This window comes from Georgenia sp. TF02-10 (assembly GCF_022759505.1).
In the GTDB taxonomy this organism is placed as follows: Bacteria; Actinomycetota; Actinomycetes; order Actinomycetales; family Actinomycetaceae; genus TF02-10.
The window spans coordinates 664,145-681,958 of the sequence record NZ_CP094289.1 but is presented as its reverse complement, the minus strand read 5'-3'; the positions used below and the strand labels follow the sequence as shown (position 1 = coordinate 681,958).

14 protein-coding genes and 1 tRNA gene are annotated in these 17,814 nt (G+C 75.1%); 2 read left to right on the top strand and 13 right to left on the bottom strand.

The annotated features are described in order from the left end of the window. Positions 1-693, bottom strand: a complete 693-nt coding sequence (locus MF406_RS03060) for a response regulator (protein ID WP_242896542.1) — start codon at positions 691-693, stop codon at positions 1-3. Further along, positions 690-1,973: a cell wall metabolism sensor histidine kinase WalK gene (locus MF406_RS03055; protein ID WP_242896541.1), complete on the bottom strand. Its 1,284-nt coding sequence runs from the start codon at positions 1,971-1,973 to the stop codon at positions 690-692. The genes MF406_RS03060 and MF406_RS03055 overlap by 4 nt, the downstream gene beginning before the upstream one ends. A gap of 154 nt (positions 1,974-2,127) precedes the next feature. On the opposite strand from MF406_RS03055, the gene phoU reads away from it, so the two are divergent. Continuing rightward, positions 2,128-2,817 carry a phosphate signaling complex protein PhoU gene (gene phoU, locus MF406_RS03050; protein WP_242896540.1) on the top strand — a complete coding sequence of 230 codons (690 nt, stop codon included), beginning with the start codon at positions 2,128-2,130 and terminating at the stop codon, positions 2,815-2,817. A gap of 153 nt (positions 2,818-2,970) precedes the next feature. Here phoU and MF406_RS03045 read toward each other — a convergent pair whose 3' ends face one another. The 8 genes from MF406_RS03045 to MF406_RS03010 all read right to left on the bottom strand — a co-directional run bounded on the left by MF406_RS03045 (position 2,971) and on the right by MF406_RS03010 (position 10,483). Then, entirely contained in the window at positions 2,971-3,708 is a 738-nt protein-coding gene (locus MF406_RS03045) for a phosphoglyceromutase (protein ID WP_242897668.1), read from the bottom strand. A 331-nt stretch (positions 3,709-4,039) separates the two neighbouring features. Next, entirely contained in the window at positions 4,040-4,393 is a 354-nt protein-coding gene (locus tag MF406_RS03040; protein WP_242896539.1) for an Lsr2 family protein, read from the bottom strand. Positions 4,394-4,506: 113 nt separating this feature from the next. Further along, the gene (locus tag MF406_RS03035) at positions 4,507-4,665 is read right to left on the bottom strand and encodes a hypothetical protein (RefSeq protein ID WP_242896538.1); all 159 of its coding nucleotides are present in this window, start codon (positions 4,663-4,665) and stop codon (positions 4,507-4,509) included. 813 nt (positions 4,666-5,478) lie between these two features. Then, positions 5,479-5,554 (bottom strand) — tRNA-Thr (locus MF406_RS03030). Positions 5,555-5,732: 178 nt separating this feature from the next. Continuing rightward, positions 5,733-7,223, bottom strand: coding sequence for an alpha/beta hydrolase (locus MF406_RS03025; protein ID WP_371744648.1), 1,491 nt, complete (start codon positions 7,221-7,223; stop codon positions 5,733-5,735). Positions 7,224-7,408: 185 nt separating this feature from the next. Further along, positions 7,409-8,578: a DNA polymerase III subunit delta' gene (locus MF406_RS03020; RefSeq protein ID WP_242896536.1), complete on the bottom strand. Its 1,170-nt coding sequence runs from the start codon at positions 8,576-8,578 to the stop codon at positions 7,409-7,411. Then, positions 8,575-9,255, bottom strand: coding sequence for a dTMP kinase (gene tmk, locus MF406_RS03015; RefSeq protein ID WP_242896535.1), 681 nt, complete (start codon positions 9,253-9,255; stop codon positions 8,575-8,577). Before tmk ends, MF406_RS03020 begins: the two co-directional genes overlap by 4 nt. Positions 9,256-9,433: 178 nt before the next feature. Then, positions 9,434-10,483, bottom strand: coding sequence for a Gfo/Idh/MocA family protein (locus MF406_RS03010; protein WP_242896534.1), 1,050 nt, complete (start codon positions 10,481-10,483; stop codon positions 9,434-9,436). A 295-nt stretch (positions 10,484-10,778) separates the two neighbouring features. On the opposite strand from MF406_RS03010, the gene MF406_RS03005 reads away from it, so the two are divergent. Further along, positions 10,779-11,498: a hypothetical protein gene (locus MF406_RS03005; protein ID WP_242896533.1), complete on the top strand. Its 720-nt coding sequence runs from the start codon at positions 10,779-10,781 to the stop codon at positions 11,496-11,498. 89 nt (positions 11,499-11,587) lie between these two features. Here the strand turns inward: MF406_RS03005 and MF406_RS03000 are convergent, their stop codons facing one another. From MF406_RS03000 to MF406_RS02990, 3 genes are all read right to left on the bottom strand, one after another. Continuing rightward, positions 11,588-13,081 carry a peptide MFS transporter gene (locus tag MF406_RS03000; RefSeq protein WP_256463928.1) on the bottom strand — a complete coding sequence of 498 codons (1,494 nt, stop codon included), beginning with the start codon at positions 13,079-13,081 and terminating at the stop codon, positions 11,588-11,590. Positions 13,082-13,338: 257 nt separating this feature from the next. Further along, entirely contained in the window at positions 13,339-16,083 is a 2,745-nt protein-coding gene (topA, locus tag MF406_RS02995; RefSeq protein ID WP_242896532.1) for a type I DNA topoisomerase, read from the bottom strand. 232 nt (positions 16,084-16,315) lie between these two features. Then, positions 16,316-17,242, bottom strand: a complete 927-nt coding sequence (locus tag MF406_RS02990; RefSeq protein ID WP_242896531.1) for a phosphatase PAP2 family protein — start codon at positions 17,240-17,242, stop codon at positions 16,316-16,318. Between the last annotated feature and the right edge of the window lie 572 nt (positions 17,243-17,814).

Genomic DNA, 17,814 nt, shown 5'->3' with positions numbered 1-17,814 from the left:
TCAGCCGCCCGCCGGGCTGACCAGCTTGTAGCCCAGGCCGCGGACCGTCTGGATGAGCTCCGGCCGGGCCGGGTCCGGCTCGATCTTGGCCCGCACCCGCTTGACGTGGACGTCGAGGGTCTTGGTGTCCCCCACGTAGCCCGGCCCCCAGACCCGGTCCAGGATCTGCCCGCGGGTCAGGACCCGGTCGGGGTTGCGGAGGAAGAGCTCGAGCAGCTCGAACTCGCGCAGCGGCACCGCCACCGGCTGCCCCGCCACCGTCACCTCGTGCCGCTCGACGTCCATCCGCACCGGGCCCACGGCCAGCACCGGGGCCTCCGGCGCCGGGTCGGCCGCGCCGCGGCGCAGCACGGCGTGCACGCGGGCGAGGAGCTCGCGGTAGGAGTAGGGCTTGGTGACGTAGTCGTCGGCGCCGAGCTCGAGCCCGACCACCTTGTCGGTCTCGCTGTCCTTGGCGGTCAGCATGATGATCGGGACGTCGCCGCGGCGCCGCAGCTGCCGGCACACCTCCAGGCCGGACAGGCCGGGCAGCATCAGGTCGAGCAGGACGAGGTCGACGCCGCCGCGCGCGTGCGCGTCGAGCGCGGCCGGACCGTCCGCCACGGCGACGACGTCGAAGCCGTCGCGCTGGAGCCGGTAGGCCAGCGGGTCCCGCAGCGCGGGCTCGTCCTCCACGACCAGGATCTTCGTCACGGGACCTCCTCAGGGGCCGGCGTCCGTCGCTCCGGGGTTCCCGGCCGACCGGCCGCATCCTGCTGCTCGGCGACGGCGGGCTGCCCCGCGCCTGCGGGCGGCTCCGCGCCCGCGGGCTGCCCCGCCTCCGCGGGCTCCCCGGCCGGGACCGGGCCCCGGGCCTCGGGGAGCACGAGGGTGAAGGTGGAGCCCTTGCCCTCGGTCGACCACAGCTCGACGTCCCCGCCGTGGTCGCGCACCACGTGCTTGACGATGCTCAGCCCGAGCCCGCTGCCCCCGGTCTGCCGGGAGCGGGCCTCGTCCCCGCGGAAGAAGCGCTCGAAGACCCGCTCGCGCTGGTCGGCGGGGATCCCCTCGCCCTGGTCGACGACGGCGATCCGCACCAGGGCGTCCCGGCTGGAGACACCCACCGAGACCCGGGAGGCGGGCGGGGAGTGCCGGACGGCGTTGTCGAGGAGGTTGCGCACCGCCGTCGTCAGCAGGGCGGCGTCGCCGTACACCTGCAGGCCCGGGGTCCCGCCCCGGACGAGCGTGACGTGCCGGGACCGGGCCTCGACCTCGACCCGGGCGACGGCCTCGGCGACCACGTCGTCGACGGCGACCGGGGCGGACCCGGCGAGGGCGTCCGGCTCCTGGAGCCGGGAGAGCTCGATGATCTCCTGGACGAGGTCGCCCAGCCGGCGGGCCTCGGTGCGCATCTGCTCGGCGAAGCGGCGCACCGTCCCGGGGTCGTCCGCGGCCTCGGCGACGGTCTCGGCCAGCAGGGCGAGCGCCCCCACCGGCGTCTTGAGCTCGTGGGAGACGTTGGCGGTGAAGTCCCGGCGCATCTCCTCCACCCGCCGCTCCTTGGTGCGGTCGGCCACCAGGACGAGGACGCGGCCGGCCTTCAGCGGCGCCACCCGGACCTGCATGGTGAGCGTGCCGGCCCCGCTCACCGGGCCGCGGGCGAGCAGCACCTCCTGGTCGCGGATCCGGCCGTCCCGGCGCAGCCCGGCGACGAGCGCGCGGAGCTCGGGGTGGGCCAGGGCGTCGGCGCGGACCAGGCCGAAGCTGTGCGCGGCCGGGCTGGCCCGCAGCACCTCGTCGTCGGCCTCCAGGACGATGACGATCTGCGGCAGCACCGACAGCACGGCCAGCACGTCGTCGTCCATCCCGCCGGTGGGCGGCGGCGGCGCGCCCGCCCGGCGCTCGCGCTCGGTCACCCGGGCGGCCAGCATGGCGGCAGCGCCGACGGCGACGCCGACCAGCGCCACGACGGCGAGCAGCCACACCTCTCCCACGCCGACCAGGGTAGGGGCCGACGGCGTCCCGGCACCGAGGCGGGCCATCAGCCCCGCGCCGTTCACCTACCCGTCACCGGTCGTACACCCGTGCCAGGTTGGCTACGGTGGAGGTGCCCGTGGACCCGGGCCGAGCGAGACACGAGGAGCCGGGGTGCGACAAGTCTTCAAGCAAGAGATGGAGCAGCTGGGGCAGGACCTGCTGCAGATGGCCGAGCAGGTCGCCGTCGCGATCGACAAGGCGACCACCGCCCTGCGCACGGCCGACCTCACCCTCGCCGAGGAGGTCATCGACGCCGACCGGCAGATCGACCGGCTCGAGGCGACCCTGGACGACCAGGGCATCTCCCTGCTCGCCCGGCAGCAGCCGGTGGCCACCGACCTGCGCGTGGTCGTCTCCGGGCTGCGGCTCTCGGCCACCGTGGAGCGGATGGGGGACCTGGCCCGGCACGTCGCCTACGTGGCCCGCGGGCGGTACCCGGAGACGGCCACGACCGGGCCGATGCACGACCTGCTGACCGAGATGGGCGAGCAGGCCACCAAGGTCGCCCGGCAGGTCGTCCGGCTGCTCGAGACGCGCGACCTCCAGCTCGGTGCGGCAATCGAGCGCGACGACGACGTGCTGGACCGCCTGCACCGCCGGTCCTTCGAGATCGTCCTGGACGACGGCGTGGCGATGACCCGGCAGCAGATCGTCGACGCGGTGCTGCTGGGCCGCTACCTCGAGCGCTTCGGCGACCACGGGGTCTCGGTGGCCCGGCGGATCACCTTCCTGGTCACCGGGGACGCGACGCGGGCCGCGCACCACGTGGTCGAGGGCGGGCAGGGGCCGCACCGGGACTGACCGCCGCCCGGGGACGGGCCGGCGCCGGCCCGCCGTCGGGACGGCGACAGTCCGTGCGGCGCGCGGCGCTCCCGCGCCGACGACGGGCGAGGCACCCCGGCGCGACGGCGAGGGGCCCGTGAGCGGGACCCTCGCCGTCGCCGTCGTTCCGGACTACTTGCCCTGGTTGGCGACCGCCTTGATGGACTCGGCCGCGGCCTCGGGGTCGAGGTACCGGCCGCCGGGGGTGATCGGCCGCAGGTCCTCGTCGAGCTCGTACAGCAGCGGAATGCCGGTGGGGACGTTGATGCCGGCGATGGTCTGGTCGTCGATGCCGTCGAGGTGCTTGATGATCGCGCGCTCGGAGTTGCCGTGCGCCGCGACGAGGACCGTCTTGCCGGCCCGCAGGTCGGGCACGATCTCGGCCTCCCAGTACGGCAGGGCCCGCTCCAGCACGTCCTTGAGGCACTCGGTGCGCGGGATCGGCTCGCCGGCGTAGCGGCGGTCGGCGTCCTGGGAGTACGGCGAGCCGAGCTCGATCTCCGGCGGCGGGACGTCGTAGGAGCGCCGCCAGGTCATGAACTGCTCCTCGCCGTACTCCTCGCGGATCTCCTTCTTGTTCTTGCCCTGCAGCGCGCCGTAGTGCCGCTCGTTGAGGCGCCAGCTGCGCTTGACGGGGATCCAGTGGAAGTCGGCCCGGTCCAGGGCGATGTTGGCGGTGGAGATAGCCCGCCGCAGCAGCGAGGTGTGCACGACGTCGGGCGCGATGCCCTCCTCGCGGAGGAGATCACCGGCCCGCGTGGCCTCTGCCACGCCCTTCTCGGACAGCGGCACGTCCACCCAGCCGGTGAACAGGTTCTTGGCGTTCCAGTCGCTCTCGCCGTGACGGAGCATTACCAGGGTGTAGGTCATGGTGGCCATTGTTCCATCGTGGTGGGAGCCCCGCCGGGACCGTCGTCCGGGACCGCGACCTTCTAGCCCGGACGTGCGGCGCCCCGGTCCCCCACTGGCCGGGCGGCGGTCCCCCACCGGGAGGTTCCCGTTCGGGACCGTCTTGGCCAGTGGCCCCGGTCACTCGCCGGCAGGGGCGTGTGGCCTCCGGTTTCCTCACCGGCTGGGCGAGCGGCCGCCCGCCGTCAGGGGCGAAGGCAAGCCGGCGGTGGAGGCGAGCCGTGGGCGGAGGACGACGAACGGCCGGCCCGCCGCTGGGGCGTGCCGGCCGTTCGGGTGCGTCCTGTCAGCCTCAGGCGTTGGCGAGCTCGTACGCCTCGCGGACGTCCGCGGAGATGCGGCCGCGCTCGGAGACCTCGTAGCCGTTGGCCCGCGCCCACTCGCGGATCTTGCCGGCGTCGGAGACGGGGCGGCCACGGCCGCCGGCACCGCCAGCGCCGCCGCCACGGGGCGTCCGGGACCGACGACGGCCGGTCTCGCGCCGGGCGTTCGCGACGTAGGGGGCGAGGGCGTCGCGTAGGGCCTGGGCGTTCTCCTCGCTGAGGTCGATCTCGTAGCTGACACCGTCGAGGCCGAACGAGACCGTGTCCACAGCCTCCGTACCGTCGGTGTCATCGATCAGGGTGACTTGAACCTTCTGGGCCATGGCTGGACCGCGCTTCCTTCCGGTGAATCTTCGATTGCGGAGGGAGACCTCCGCCGACGCGACAGGGGATCACGCTGCAGAGAAGCATAATTGGCCGGCCGCTGATTGTCACGTCAGCGGGGAGGGTTGGCCTGCTCCTTTGCCTCCGCCTCGGCGTCGAGCCGCCTGAGCGCGGCCCGTTCATTGCGGTCCGCGTTGATCATCGCCCGGACGACGACGTAGAAGAGGATTGCCGTCCCGATGGAGGGCACGAGGGCGAGGACGTACTCCATGGGCCGAGTCTACGCCGGGCCACCGGTGCCGGACCCGGCGCCAGATCTGGCAGTACCAGGCGCGGGTGCCCGCCGGGGCTGCAACGACAGGCGAATGGGGAAAGTTCCTGAGACCCGTCGCGTAACAACGCTCGGCCGGCGGGCCACCGCCTCCACCTGGCCGTGGAACCAGCCCGGCCGCGACTGGGCGCGCTGGTCGACGGCCCGGTCGCCGAGGGGACTTGACGCACCGTCACACGGTTGGCGCGGGGCGGTTGTTACAGGTAGACGGCGGTGGACGGTCCTGGGCCGGCCCTGGGGGGAGGCAGGGGATTGTGCCGGACGTTGTCGGTTGAGCACCGCACGCGGGGCCGTTAGGCCCACGGAGAGCGAGGACCGTTAGGTCACGGTGAGCGGGCGCCTTAGGGCCACGAGGAGCGGGCACCGGTGCGCTTGCTCGTCGGGGGGAAATGCCGGTTCCCATAGCTCGGGTGTTCCGCATCACCCGCGCCATATCCACGCGCCGCTGGTAGTCGGGACCGGCTCCGTCGGATGGTGGGCGTGGCTCGGTATGACCCGGAAGAGGGGTTCTAGACGTCGGGCGTCTGCATCGAACCGGACTCGGCGTCGAGAACGGACCGACCCTAGGAGTCCGACTTCAAACGGGGTGAGCTTCACCGGCCGAGCTTCAGCGGGCTGAGGTCGCCCAGCCGATCAACGCCGGCGGCGGACGATGGACCAGGTGGAGCACCACGGGACGGTCACTGCTGCCGTTCACGGCCCCGGGCCCTCACCGGTGCACCCCGCCGGCGGTGCAGGCCAGCGGGGTGCTGATGGAGCCGCCTGTGGGAATCGAACCCACGACCTATTCATTACGAGTGAATCGCTCTGCCGACTGAGCTAAGGCGGCGCGCCGCACGGCCCCACCACTGTACCGGGGACGCCGCGGGGGCTCAAAGCCGGCCCTGCGCGCCGCGGGAGCTGCGCCCGCGACGGTCACATCGGACAGTCAGCAGCCGAGGACCGCCGCCGGCACGGTCAGCAGTCGAGGACCGCCGGCCGCACCGGACCGACGGCAGGCCGGACCGTCAGCAGCGCAGGTCCCCCTCGGGTCGGGTGCCCTCGATGAGGAAGGCGTCCACGGCGTCGGTCACGCACTCGTTGGACGAGCCGTAGGCGGTGTGGCCCTCGCCGTCGTAGGTGACCAGGAACCCCTCCGCCAGCTCCTCTGTCAGGCTCTCGGACCACGGGTAGGGCGTGGCGGGGTCCCCGGTGGTACCGACGACCATGATGGGCCCGGCGCCGTCGGCGTCCACGGGGGCCGGCTCCCGGCCGCCGTCGACCGGCCACTGGTCGCACAGCATGTCCCCGAAGGCGAGGAACTCCCCGAGGACCGGGGCGGTGGCGCGCAGCTCCTCGGCCTCCTCCTGCCACTGGGCGAGGTCGCCCCGGGCCGGGAAGTCCAGGCAGTTGATGGCCCAGTTGGCCTCGACGCTGTTGTTGGAGTAGGTGCCGTCGCTCTCCCGGCCGGCCGTCAGGTCGGCCAGGTAGAGCAGCTGGGAGCCGTCCCGCTGGTTGATCGCCTGGTCCAGGGCGGTGGTCAGCACGAACCAGGTCGCGTCGTCGTAGAGCGGGGTGATGATGCCGGAGAACGCCAGCGAGGCCGTCAGCGGCCGGTCCGAGGCGGTGGGCAGTGGGGTCGCCCGGGCCACCTCCAGCAGCCGCTGCACCTGGGCGACCCCCTCCTCCACCCCGCCGGTGAGCGGGCAGTCGGAGCCGGACTGGCAGTCCGCGACGTAGGCGCGCAGGGCGTCCTCGAACCCGGCGGCCTGGCCGAGGACGATCCCGTGCGTGTCCAGCGCGGGGTCCATCGCGCCGTCGAGCACGAGGTTGCCGACCCGGTCGGGGAACAGCTCGGCGTAGGTGGCGCCGAGGAAGGTGCCGTAGGAGAAGCCCAGGTAGTCCAGCTCCGGCTCGCCCAGCAGGTGCCGCAGCACGTCCATGTCCCGGGCCGCGGACTCGGTGTCGACGTGGCCGAGGAGGTCCCCGGACCGGGCGGCGCAGCCCTCCCGGACGATGCCGAGGTCGTCCTGGTAGGCGCTCAGGCCGGCGTCGGTGGTGAGGTCGTACTCGGCGCTGCGGAGCCGGTCGAGCTCGGCGTCGTCCACGCAGTCGATGGCGGTGGAGGCGTCGACGCCGCGGGGGTCGAAGCCGACGAGGTCGTAGGCGCCGAGGAGGTCCTCGCTGAAGTAGCCCTGGGCGGCGTCGACGAGCTCGATCCCGGAGCCGCCGGGCCCGCCCGGGTTGATCAGGAGGGACCCGACCCGGTCCGCGCCCGCGCTGCGCAGCCGCTTGACGGCCAGGGTGATCTCCCCGGCGTCGGGGTCGTCGTAGTCGAGCGGGACGGTGACGTCCGCGCACTCGGCGTCCTGCCCGCACTCCTCCCACGCGACGTCCTGGGTGTAGAACCGGTCCAGCCCGGCCGGCAGGTCCGCGGGCGGGGACGCGGGCGCGGACGGGGACGCGGAGGCAGTGGGCGTCTCCGGGGGCGCGGTGACCTGGTTGCAGCCGGCGAGCACGACGGCGAGCCCGGCCAGGGCGGCGAGCGGAGGGGCGAGTCGGCGCACCTAGTCACGCTACCCGCTGGCGCCCGCCGCGCCGACGGCCGCCCACAGCTGCCGGCCGGCGCCGGGGTGCGGGCGCCGGGCTGCTAGCCCGGTGCTGAGGCGGGGCTCCGGGCTGCCGGCCGGTGCCGAGGGCGCGGTCAGGCCTGCGGCCGCAGGCCCACCATCATGGCCTCGACCGCGAGCAGCGGGGCGACGTTCCCGGCCAGGCGCTCACGGGCGACGCCGACGGCGTCCATCCGCCGGACGGTCTGCTCGGGGCTGGACCCGGCGGCGAGGCGCCGGACCTCCTCAGCCAGGTCGGTGTTGACGAGCTCGACGTCGGCGCCGAGCTGGACCACGAGGACGTCCCGGTAGAGCGCGAGCAGGTCCACCATCGCCCGGTCGAGCACATCCCGCTGCGCCCGGGTGGCCCGGCGCTTCTGCTCCTCCTCCAGCTGGCGGACCTGGCCGCGTAGCGCCGGCGGGACCCGGGCGCCGGCCTCGACGCCGAGGGTGCGGAGCAGCTCGGCCTTCTCGGCGGCGTCGCGCTCCTCGGTACCGGCCCTGGCGTCGGCCGCCGAGAGCTCGATGAGGTCGGCGGCGGCTAGGACGGCGTCGCCCACGCCGCGGATGGCGGCGGGCACGGCGAGCAGGCGGCGGCGCCGCTCCCGGGCCTCGGGGCTGCGGGCCAGCCGCCGGGCCAGCCCGACGTGGGACTGCGCGGCCCGGGCGGCGGCCAGCGCGATGGCCGGGTCCGCGCCGTCGCGGTGGACGAGCAGGTCGGCGACCGCGCGGGGGTCCGGCACGCGCAGGTGGACGGCCCGGCACCGGGACCGGATGGTGGTCAGGACGTCCTCGGGGCTCGGGGCGCACAGCAGCCACACGGTCCGGGGCGGCGGCTCCTCGACCGCCTTGAGGAGGACGTTGGAGGTGCGCTCGACCATGCGGTCGGCGTCCTCCATGAGCATCACCCGCCACCGGCCCTGGGCCGGGGCGCGCTGGGCCTGGGCGACGAGCGGGCGGATCTCCTCGATGCTGAAGACGACCTTCTCGGTGCCGACCAGGGTGACGTCGGGGTGGGTGCCGGCCAGGACCGTCCGGCACGCGGCGCAGCGCCCGCAGCCGGGCTCCCCCGGGTCGGTGCACTGCAGGGCGGCGGCCAGGGCCCGGGCGGCGACCGACCGGCCGGACCCCGGCGGCCCGGTGATGAGCCAGGCGTGGGCCAGCGCCCGCCGGTCCGCCTCGCCCGGGGCCCGGCCGGCCGCGGCGGCCGCCCGCAGGGTGGCGACGACGACGTCCTGGCCGACGACGTCGTCCCAGACGCTCACCGCTGCCGCCCGGTGAGCGCCGGGCCGGGCGCGGGGAGCAGCCCGGCCACCCGGGCCCGGGCGGCCGCGTGGATCTGCTCGCGGGGCAGCGCCGCGTCGAGCACGAGGTAGCGCTCCGGCGCGGCCGCGGCCAGGTCCAGGAAGTGGTGGCGGACCTGCCGGTGGAACTCGGTCGGCTCCCGCTCGATCCGGTCCGGGTCCCCGGTGCGGCGGGCGTCGCCGGTGGCCGGGTCGACGTCGAGCAGGATGGTCAGGTCCGGCACCAGCCCCTCGGCCGCCCATAGGGACAGGTCCCGGATCTCGGCCGGGCCGAGGCCCCGGCCGCTGCCCTGGTAGGCCACCGAGGAGTCGAGGTAGCGGTCGGTGATGACGACGGCGCCGCGGGCCAGCGCGGGCCGGACCAGGCTGTGGACGTGGTGGGCCCGGTCGGTGGCGTAGAGCAGCGCCTCGGTGCGCGGGTCCACGTCCTCCCCGTGCAGGACGGCGTCGCGCAGCACCCGCCCGAGCGGGGTGCCGCCCGGCTCGCGGGTGAGGACCACCTCGTGGCCCAGGCCGCGCAGCCAGCTGCCGAGGAGGTCCCGCTGGGTGGTCTTGCCCGCGCCGTCGCCGCCCTCGAGCGCCACGAAGCAGCCCCGGTGGGGCGGCGCGGCGGCGGGCGGGCTCGGCGGGCGTGGCACGCCGCCAGGGTATCCGCCGGCGCCGACGGCCCCGGCCGGCGATCCCCCGGCCGGGGGCGGTACCGGCCCCGGCCGGGGCGAGACCGTCACGATGGTCGCCCCGGACGGCCGTCTTGGCAGTCTCGGCGTCAGCACCGCTGATCTCGGCGGCCCGGCCCGGCGGCGCCGCGTCCCGCGGCTACTCCCCCGGGTAGACCACGCCGAGCTGGCGCCGCACCTCGTCCATGGTCTCCATGACCTCCAGGGTCGCCTGCCACGGCATCACTGCCGACTCGGTGCGACCCTCGGCCAGGCACCGGGCCACCTCGGCGGCCTCGTGCTCGAACCCGGCCGGCTCGGCGTCGGCCGACGGGGTCCACCGCCAGGCGCGCCCGTCGGTGGCCGTGACGGTGAAGGTGCTGGGCGCGTAGAAGCGGCTGTGGACGTCGATCCGGGCCTCGGTCCCGGCCACCGTCGCCGTGGTGGGCGTGCGGGCCCACATGTTCGCGGTGCACACCGCCACGGTGCGGGGGTGGGCGTCGGCGTAGGTCAGGGTGACGGCCTCGTGCGCGTCCACGCCCAGGTCGGTCAGCGCCCCGGCGGCGTGCACGCCGGCCGGTGGGCCGAGCAGGCTGTGGGTGAAGGAGATCGGGTAGACCCCCAGGTCGAGCAGGGCGCCGCCGGCCAGCTGGGGGGCGCGCAGCCGCTCGACCTGGTCCAGCCGCTGGCCGTGGTCGGCGGCGACGGCGAGCACCTCGCCGAGCTCGCCCGAGGCGACCACCGCGCGCAGCGCCACCTGGTGGGGCAGGAAGCGGCTCCACATCGCCTCCATGGCGAACAGGCCGCGGGCCCGGGCGGCGGCGAAGACCTCCCGCGCCTCGGCGGCGTTGCGGGTGAACGCCTTCTCCACCAGCACGGGCTTGCCGGCCTCCAGCGCGAGGAGGGCGTGGTCGCGGTGGGCGGAGTGCGGGCTCGCCACGTAGACCGCGTCGACGTCGTCGTCGGCCACCAGGTCCGCATAGCTGCCGTGGCTGTGCTCGATCCCGTGCTCGGCGGCGAAGGCCGCCGCCCGGTCGGCGCTGCGGGAACCGACGGCGACCACGCGGCTGGCCGTGCGGGCGGGCACCTCGCGGGCGAACTTCCGGGCGATGCCGCCCGGGCCGAGGATGCCCCAGCGCACCGGCGGGGCGGCGGCCGGGTCGGGCGGAGCGGGCAGGGCAGGGGCGGGGGCGGGGGTGTCCACGGTCACCCGGGCAGCGTACGGGCGCCGCCGGGAAGGCGCCCAGCTGCCGCCCGGTCGGCATGCGCGGCCGCCGCCCGGTCGGCCCGCACGGCTGCCGCCTTGTAGGCATCCGCGGCTGCCGGGTCGGCTTGCGCGGGTGCCGCCCGGTCGGCCTGCGCGGCTCGCGTCCCGCAGGCGTACGCGGGTGCCGCCCGGTACGCCCGCGCGGGTGCCGCCGTCGGCCTCCCGCCGCGGCCGCCGTCGGCGTCACGGCGCCCGAAACCCCGGCTCGCGATCTACGCCACTGCCTAGACTTCGCCGGGTGGACGCCATCCTGCAGTTCGCGGGCGACTTCTGGTGGCTCGTCTTCCCGCTCGGCCCCGCCGTCGGCGGTGCCGTCACCGGGTTCGTCAAGGGCGTGCGGAAGTGGGACGAGCGCCGTCGGCGGGACAAGATCGAGCTCGCCCGGATCAAGTACGGCGCCCGCGCCGAGGAGGCCGAGCGGGCCCGGGTCACCCGGGGCGAGATCGACCGCACCCTGGCCCGGCACGACGCGGTCAACAGCCGGTGGCTCGACTACGAGCTCGACATCGCCAAGCTCATCGACTACCCGCTGATGACCGACATGCGCGAGCCGCTCACGGTGGACTTCCACCGCGCCCGGCGGGACGCGGACGCGGCCCGCCCCGAGGACCCCGCCGAGCTGGAGGACCCGCACCGCCTGGCCGAGTACCGCGACGCCGTCCGCCGGTTCGAGACCGCCTTCAGCGTCGCCGAGCAGGAGGCCCGGCGCCGGCGGGCGTCGGGCTTCTCGGTCGCCGAGCAGCAGGCCCTGGTGCGGGCCAAGCGGCTCATCGCTCTGGCCGACGACCCGGGCGCCACCTACGCCGAGCGGCAGTCGGCGTACCGCCGCGCCACCAAGGAGCTGCAGGGGCTGGTCGTGCTGCCCGACGCCACGACCGAGTCCTTCGAGCAGCGCATCGCCGGCGCGATCGGCGCGCCCGGGCGCACGGCCGACGCTGGCACCGCCGAGACGCCCTGAGCGCGGGGCTGCGCCCGGCGTGCGGGTCCGGCGCCCGGGTCCGGCGTGCGGGTCCGGCGTCCGGCGCCTGCCCGCGCCAGCCCGCGCCCCTACCGCACGCCCGCCATCTTCTTGCTGATCCACCCGTTCGTCAGCGCGATGACGAGCCCGACGAGCACCGAGGCGCCGCCGAGGACGAGGAAGTACGGCACCTCGTGGCTCGGGTCGTAGAACCGGGCCAGCCACCCCGAGGCCGCCGAGCCGACGGCGACCGAGAGGAAGTACAGGGCGATCATCTGGGTGTGGAACGCCTGCGGCGCGAGCTTCGTCGACAGGGACTGCCCGACCGGCGACAGGCACAGCTCGGCGATGGTGAACAGGAAGAGGATGAGCACCAGCCACAGCAGCGGGGTGCTGTTGGGCCCGCCGCCGGCGTACGGGATGAACAGCAGGAACGCGGCGCCCATGACGGTGGTGCCGATGGCGAACTTCCACGGCGTCGAGGGCTGCCGGGGCCCGAGCCGCTGCCACATCGCGGCGAAGACGCCGGCGAAGACGATGATGAAGATCGGGTTGATCGACGTCACCCAGCTCGGCGGCATCTCCCAGCCGAAGAGCGTCCGGTCCAGCCGCTGGTCGGAGTAGACCGCGACCACCGTGAACTGCTGCTGGAACAGCGACCAGAACGCCGCGCTCGCGACGAACATCGGGATGAACGAGACGACCCGGCTGCGCTCCACGTCGGAGATCTTCCGCGAGGTGAGCATGAGCGCGAAGAGGCCGACGGCGGCCAGCAGGGTCAGCACGACGACGATCCCGGACAGCCGGGCCGCGGTGATCACCCCGACCACGGACAGCACCGCGACGACGGCCAGCACCGCGAGGACGAGCCCGGCGTACCGGACGCGCTGGGCGGCCGGCAGCGGGTTGGGCACCTCCCGGCCGGCCGAGCCGACGGTGGAGCGGCGCAGCAGGAGGTACTGCACGAGCCCGGCCGCCATGCCCAGGGCGGCGAGGCCGAAGCCCCAGTGGAAGCCGCGCATGTCCCAGAGCAGGCCGGTGAGCAGCGGACCGAAGAGGGCGCCGAGGTTGACGGCCATGTAGTAGATGGAGAACCCGGCGTCGCGGCGGTCGTCCCCCGACGCGTACATGTCGCCGAGCACCGCGCTCGTCGTCGCCTTCAGGGTGCCCGCGCCGAGGGCGACGCAGACCAGCCCGACGCCGACGCCGAGGAAGCTGGGGATCACGGCCAGCGAGATGTGCCCGAGCATGATGAGGACGGCGGCGCTGGTCAGGGTGCGTTCGGCGCCGAGCAGCCGGTCGGCGACCCAGGCGCCGAGGACCGACGAGAGGTACACCAGCCCGCCGTACGCACCGACGATCGAGGTGGCCTCCGCCTCGCTCAGGCCGAGCCCGCCCTCGGTGGCCGAGTAGTACAGGTAGTAGACGAGGATGCCCTGCATCCCGTAGAAGCTGAACCGCTCCCACATCTCCACGCCGGCGAGGTTCGCCAGGCCGAGCGGGTGGCCGAAGAAGGTCCGCTGCCGTCCCGCTGGGGCCGGGCCGGGCGGTGGTGTGGTCGTCTGCGTCGTGTCGCTGTCCACCCGGGGACTCTGGCACCGCGGCTGCCCCGACGCCAGCTGGCCATATCCCGACGGCGGCGGAGTGCGAGGCAGATCACCGCCACGGCCTGGCTGGCGCGGCAGCGACCCAGGCGCGGCGGCGACCCAGGCGCGGCGCCGGGCCAGGCGCGGCGGGGGCCCGGCGCGGCGGCGGCCCACGCGCGGCGGCGACCCAGGCGCGGCAGCGACCCCGGCGCGGAAGGTGCCGTGCCCGGGACGTTCAGCCCGCGCGCACCTGACTACTTCTCCGCCGCGGCCTTCCGGCTGGTCCCGGCCTTCCGGGTGCCCGACGCTGGCTTCCGGGTGCTCGCCGCGGTCTTCCGGGCCGGCTTCTTGGCCGGGCCCTTGGCCCGCTTCTCCGCGAGGAGCTCGTAGGCCCGCTCGGCGGTGAGGGACTCCACCGGGTCGTCCTTGCGCAGGGTCGCGTTGGTCTGCCCGTCGGTGACGTAGGGGCCGAACCGGCCGTCCTTGACCACGACCGGCCTCTCGGTCACCGGGTCGGTGCCCAGCTCGCGCAGCGGCGGGCGGGTGGTGGCCCCGCGCCCGCGCTTGGGCTGGGCGTAGATCGCGAGGGCCTCGTCCACGGTGATGTCGAAGATCTGCTCCTCGTTCTCCAGCGACCGGGAGTCGGTGCCCCGCTTGAGGTAGGGCCCGTACCGGCCGTTCTGGGCGGTGATCTCCACCCCCTCGGGGTCGGTGCCGACCACCCGGGGCAGCGACAGCAGCCGCAGCGCGTCCGCCAGGGTGACCGTCTCCATCTGCATGGACTTGAACAGGGAGGCCGTGCGCGGCTTGGCGGCGGTCTTCTTCGCCGCCTTCTTGCCCGACGGCGCCGCGGCGGCGTCGTCGTCGGCCTCGGGCAGGACCTCGGTGACGTAGGGCCCGAACCGGCCGTTCTTCACCACGATCGTGTGCCCGGTGGCCGGGTCGGTGCCGAGCTCGCGGCCGTCGTCGGACTGCCGCTCGAGCAGCTCGTGGGCCTTGGCCACGGTGAGCTCGTCGGGGGCGACGTCATCCGGGACGGCGGCCCGCCGGCCCTCCTGACCGTCGGTGGCGGCGGTCTCCAGGTACGGGCCGTACCGGCCCACCCGCAGGGTGATGCCGTCGCCGATGTCGATGCTGTTGACCGCGCGGGCGTCGATGTCCCCCAGCCCCTCGACCAGGCCGCGCAGCCCGGGGTGGTCGGCGGCGCCGTCGCCACGGTAGAACCGGGCGAGCCAGTCCACCCGGTCCTCGGCGCCGGCGGCGATGCGGTCCAGGTCCGACTCCATCTCGGCGGTGAAGTCGTAGTCGACCAGCCGCGGGAGGTTCTCCTCCAGCAGCCGCACCACGGAGAACGCGAGCCAGGTGGGCACCAGCGCCTGGCCGCGGCGCTCGACGTACCCGCGGTCGGTGATGACCGAGATGGTCGCGGCGTAGGTGGACGGGCGGCCGATCCCGCGCTCCTCCAGCGCCTTGACCAGGCTGGCCTCGGTGTACCGCGGCGGCGGGGTGGTCTCGTGCCCGTCGGCGGTGACCGCGTCGGTGACGACGGCGTCGCCCTCGGCGACCACCGGCAGCCGGGTGTCCTTCTCCCCGGTCTCGTACCGGTCGGCGTCGCGGCCCTCCTCGTAGGCGGCGAGGAAGCCGCGGAAGGTGATCACGGTGCCCGAGGCGGTCAGCTCGGCGGGGACGGCGGCGCCGTCCACCGTGGGCTCGGCGCCCACCCGCACGGTGGCGGTGGACCCGCGGGCGTCGGCCATCTGGGAGGCGACCGTCCGCTTCCAGATGAGCTCGTAGAGGCGGAACTGGGCGCCGGTGAGCTCCCCGGCCACCTGCGCGGGGGTGCGGAAGGAGTCCCCGGCGGGCCGGATGGCCTCGTGCGCCTCCTGGGCGCCCTTGGCCTTGGCGCCGTAGACCCGGGGCTTGTCCGGGACGTACTCGGCGCCGTAGAGCTCCCCGGCCTGCCGGCGGGCGGCGGCGACCGCCTGCCCGGACAGCGTCGGGGAGTCGGTGCGCATGTAGGTGATGTAGCCGTTCTCGTAGAGCCCCTGCGCGGTGCGCATGGTCTCCCGGGAGCTCATCCGCAGCTTGCGGGAGGCCTCCTGCTGCAGGGTGGAGGTGGTGAACGGGGCCGCCGGGCGGCGGGTGTAGGGCTTGGTCTCCATCCCGACCACCCGGGCCGGGACCTGCTCCAGGGCGGTGGCCAGCGCGGTGGCGCGGGCCTGGTCCAGGTGCACCGTGCCGGCCCTGACGGCGGCCGGGCGCAGCGCGCCGTCGTCGCCGAAGTCCCGGCCGGTGGCCACCCGCTTGCCGTCCAGGGACACCAGCCGGGCGGCGAACTGGGCGCGGTCCTCGGCCGGGCCGCCGGTGAAGGTGCCGGTGACGTCCCAGTACGCGGCGGCCCGGAAGGCCATCCGCTCCCGCTCGCGCTGGACCACCAGGCGGGTGGCGACGGACTGCACCCGGCCGGCGGAGATGCCCGGCTTGATCTTGCGCCAGAGCAGCGGGGAGACCTCGTAGCCGACCAGCCGGTCGAGGATGCGGCGGGTCTCCTGGGCATCGACGAGCCGGGTGTCCAGGTCGCGGGGCTGGGCCAGGGCGCGGGCGATGGCCTCCTGGGTGATCTCGTGGAAGACCATCCGCTTGACCGGGACCTTGGGCTTGAGGACGTCGAGGAGGTGCCAGGCGATAGCCTCGCCCTCGCGGTCCTCGTCGGTGGCGAGGTAGAGCTCGTCGGAGTCCTTCAGGGCGCGCCGGAGCTCGGTGACCTTCTTTTTCTTGTCGGCATCGACGACGTAGTAGGGGTCGAAGTTGCCCTCGACGTCGACGGCGAACTTGCCGTACGGGCCCTTCTTCATCTCCGGGGGCAGCTCTGAGGGCTGCGGGAGGTCCCGGATGTGACCGACGCTGGCCTCGACGTCGAAGTCCGGGCCGAGGTACCCGCGGATGGTGCGGGCCTTGGTCGGGGACTCGACGATGACGAGCTTGCGGGACGTGGGCATGAGTTCCTTCGTGGGGTGGCCGGCGCGGGAGCGGCCGGCGTTCGTTCCTGGGGTGGCCGGCGGGAGCGGCCGGCGGGGTTCGCGGCTGACGGTACATGGATCGGCACCGCCGGGGGGTCGGGCGGGGTCGGCGGCGGTCGGCGCCAGCCGGTGGTCAGGCCGCCGGTCAGCGGTCCGCGGCTGCCGGAGGTCGGCGCCCCACCCAATGGTCCCTGCCGCCGGCGAGCCGCCGTCAGCGCCGCACCGGGGCTGCGGGGCCGGGGACCGGTACCCGCCGCGTCGGCCGGGGCGACGGCGTCGCCAGCACGGCGAGCAGCCCGAGGCCGACCGCCGCGGTGACGGCGACGGCCCCGGCCACCGCCCCGCCGTAGGCGAGCAGCGCCTGGGAACGACCGAGGTCGCCGTCGGCGGCGGCGGTCACGACCAGGGCGAGGACCGCGACGCCCGCCCCACCCACGGTCACCAACGCCAGCAGCCCGCGCACCATTCCGTGGCCCGGGGCTCCCCCGGCGGCGCCCGTCCCGGGCCCGGGCGGCGCCGCCGGCCGGCCCGGGCCACCCCGGGCGAGGAGCGCCAGGGCGAGGAACGTGCCGGCCGCCACCAGGAGGACGGCGGCGACGACGTCGGAGGCTCGATGCCAGCCGCCGACCATGGTCGCCACGCCGGTGGCGGCGGTGTACCCGGCCCCGAGCAGGATGGTCAGCGGGCGCGCGCGGGGCGGGACGGCGAGCACGGCGACGGCGGCCACGGACGCGGCCACCGTGGTGTGGCCGCTGGGCAGGGAGTTGGCGGCCGGCCCGGCGATACCGAAGTCGGGCCGGTCCAGGTGCTCCTTGAGGAGCTGGGTGGCCAGGTTCACCCCGCCGATCAGGGCGACGACGGCGACGGCGGTGCCCCACCGGCCGCGGGCCAGCGCGACCCCGGCCGCCACCGCCGCGGCGAGGGCGAGGAACGGGACGGACACGACGTCGAGGACGGTGCGCGCGTGGCCGGCGAGCTCGGCGCGGCCGAGCACCGAGGCGTCGTAGGAGCGGCTGTCGAGGGTCTGGCCGACGGGCGTGGTGACGAAGAACCACCAGGTCACCATGACCCCGGCCGCGCAGAGCACCGCCAGGGCGAGGGCACGGGCGGCGGTCCGGGGGGCTGGGCGGGGCGTCACGCCTTCAACGGTACGAGACGCGGCTGAGCTGTCGCCGGACCACGTGCTCGTGACGGGCCGCACAGGCGCGGCGCCGGGTGGGGCGGCTCGGGGCAGCGCGGTGATCTGCGCTGCTGCCCGCTCCAGGGCAGGGTGGCGCGGCTCGGACGGCTCGGACGGCGCGGGCGGCTCGGACGGCCCGGACAGCTCGGGCGGCTCGGGCGGCTCGGGCGGCTCGGGCGGCTCGGGGCGATCCACGTGGGAGGCCCGTGGTCTGGCCTCGAGCTCGTGATTCCGCCCAGGCCGCCACCAGACCACGACCAATATCCACTCCGGAGGGGAAATTGTGCGCTATGTGACTGAGATCCACTCCGGAGTGGATTTTGGTCACCGGGATCGACTCCGGAGAGGCTCCTTGTCACCACGATCCGCTCCGGAGGGGAAATTGTGTGCCATGTGACTGGGATCAACTCCGGAGTGGGTTTTGGTCACCGGGATCGACTCCGGAGAGCGCCGCCAAGCCGGCACCGGGCGCAGGGCCAGGGCGCAGGACCAGGCCCAGGGGCAGGGCCCAGGGCGCAGGCGCGGGGAAG

Bases quoted from the DNA above. Each gene is read 5' to 3' on its own strand.
- MF406_RS03045 (WP_242897668.1), bottom strand. From the start codon at position 3,708: ATGACCTACACCCTGGTAATGCTCCGTCACGGCGAGAGCGACTGGAAC.
- MF406_RS03040 (WP_242896539.1), bottom strand. From the start codon at position 4,393: ATGGCCCAGAAGGTTCAAGTCACCCTGATCGATGACACCGACGGTACG.
- MF406_RS03035 (WP_242896538.1), bottom strand. From the start codon at position 4,665: ATGGAGTACGTCCTCGCCCTCGTGCCCTCCATCGGGACGGCAATCCTC.
- topA (WP_242896532.1), bottom strand. From the start codon at position 16,083: ATGCCCACGTCCCGCAAGCTCGTCATCGTCGAGTCCCCGACCAAGGCC.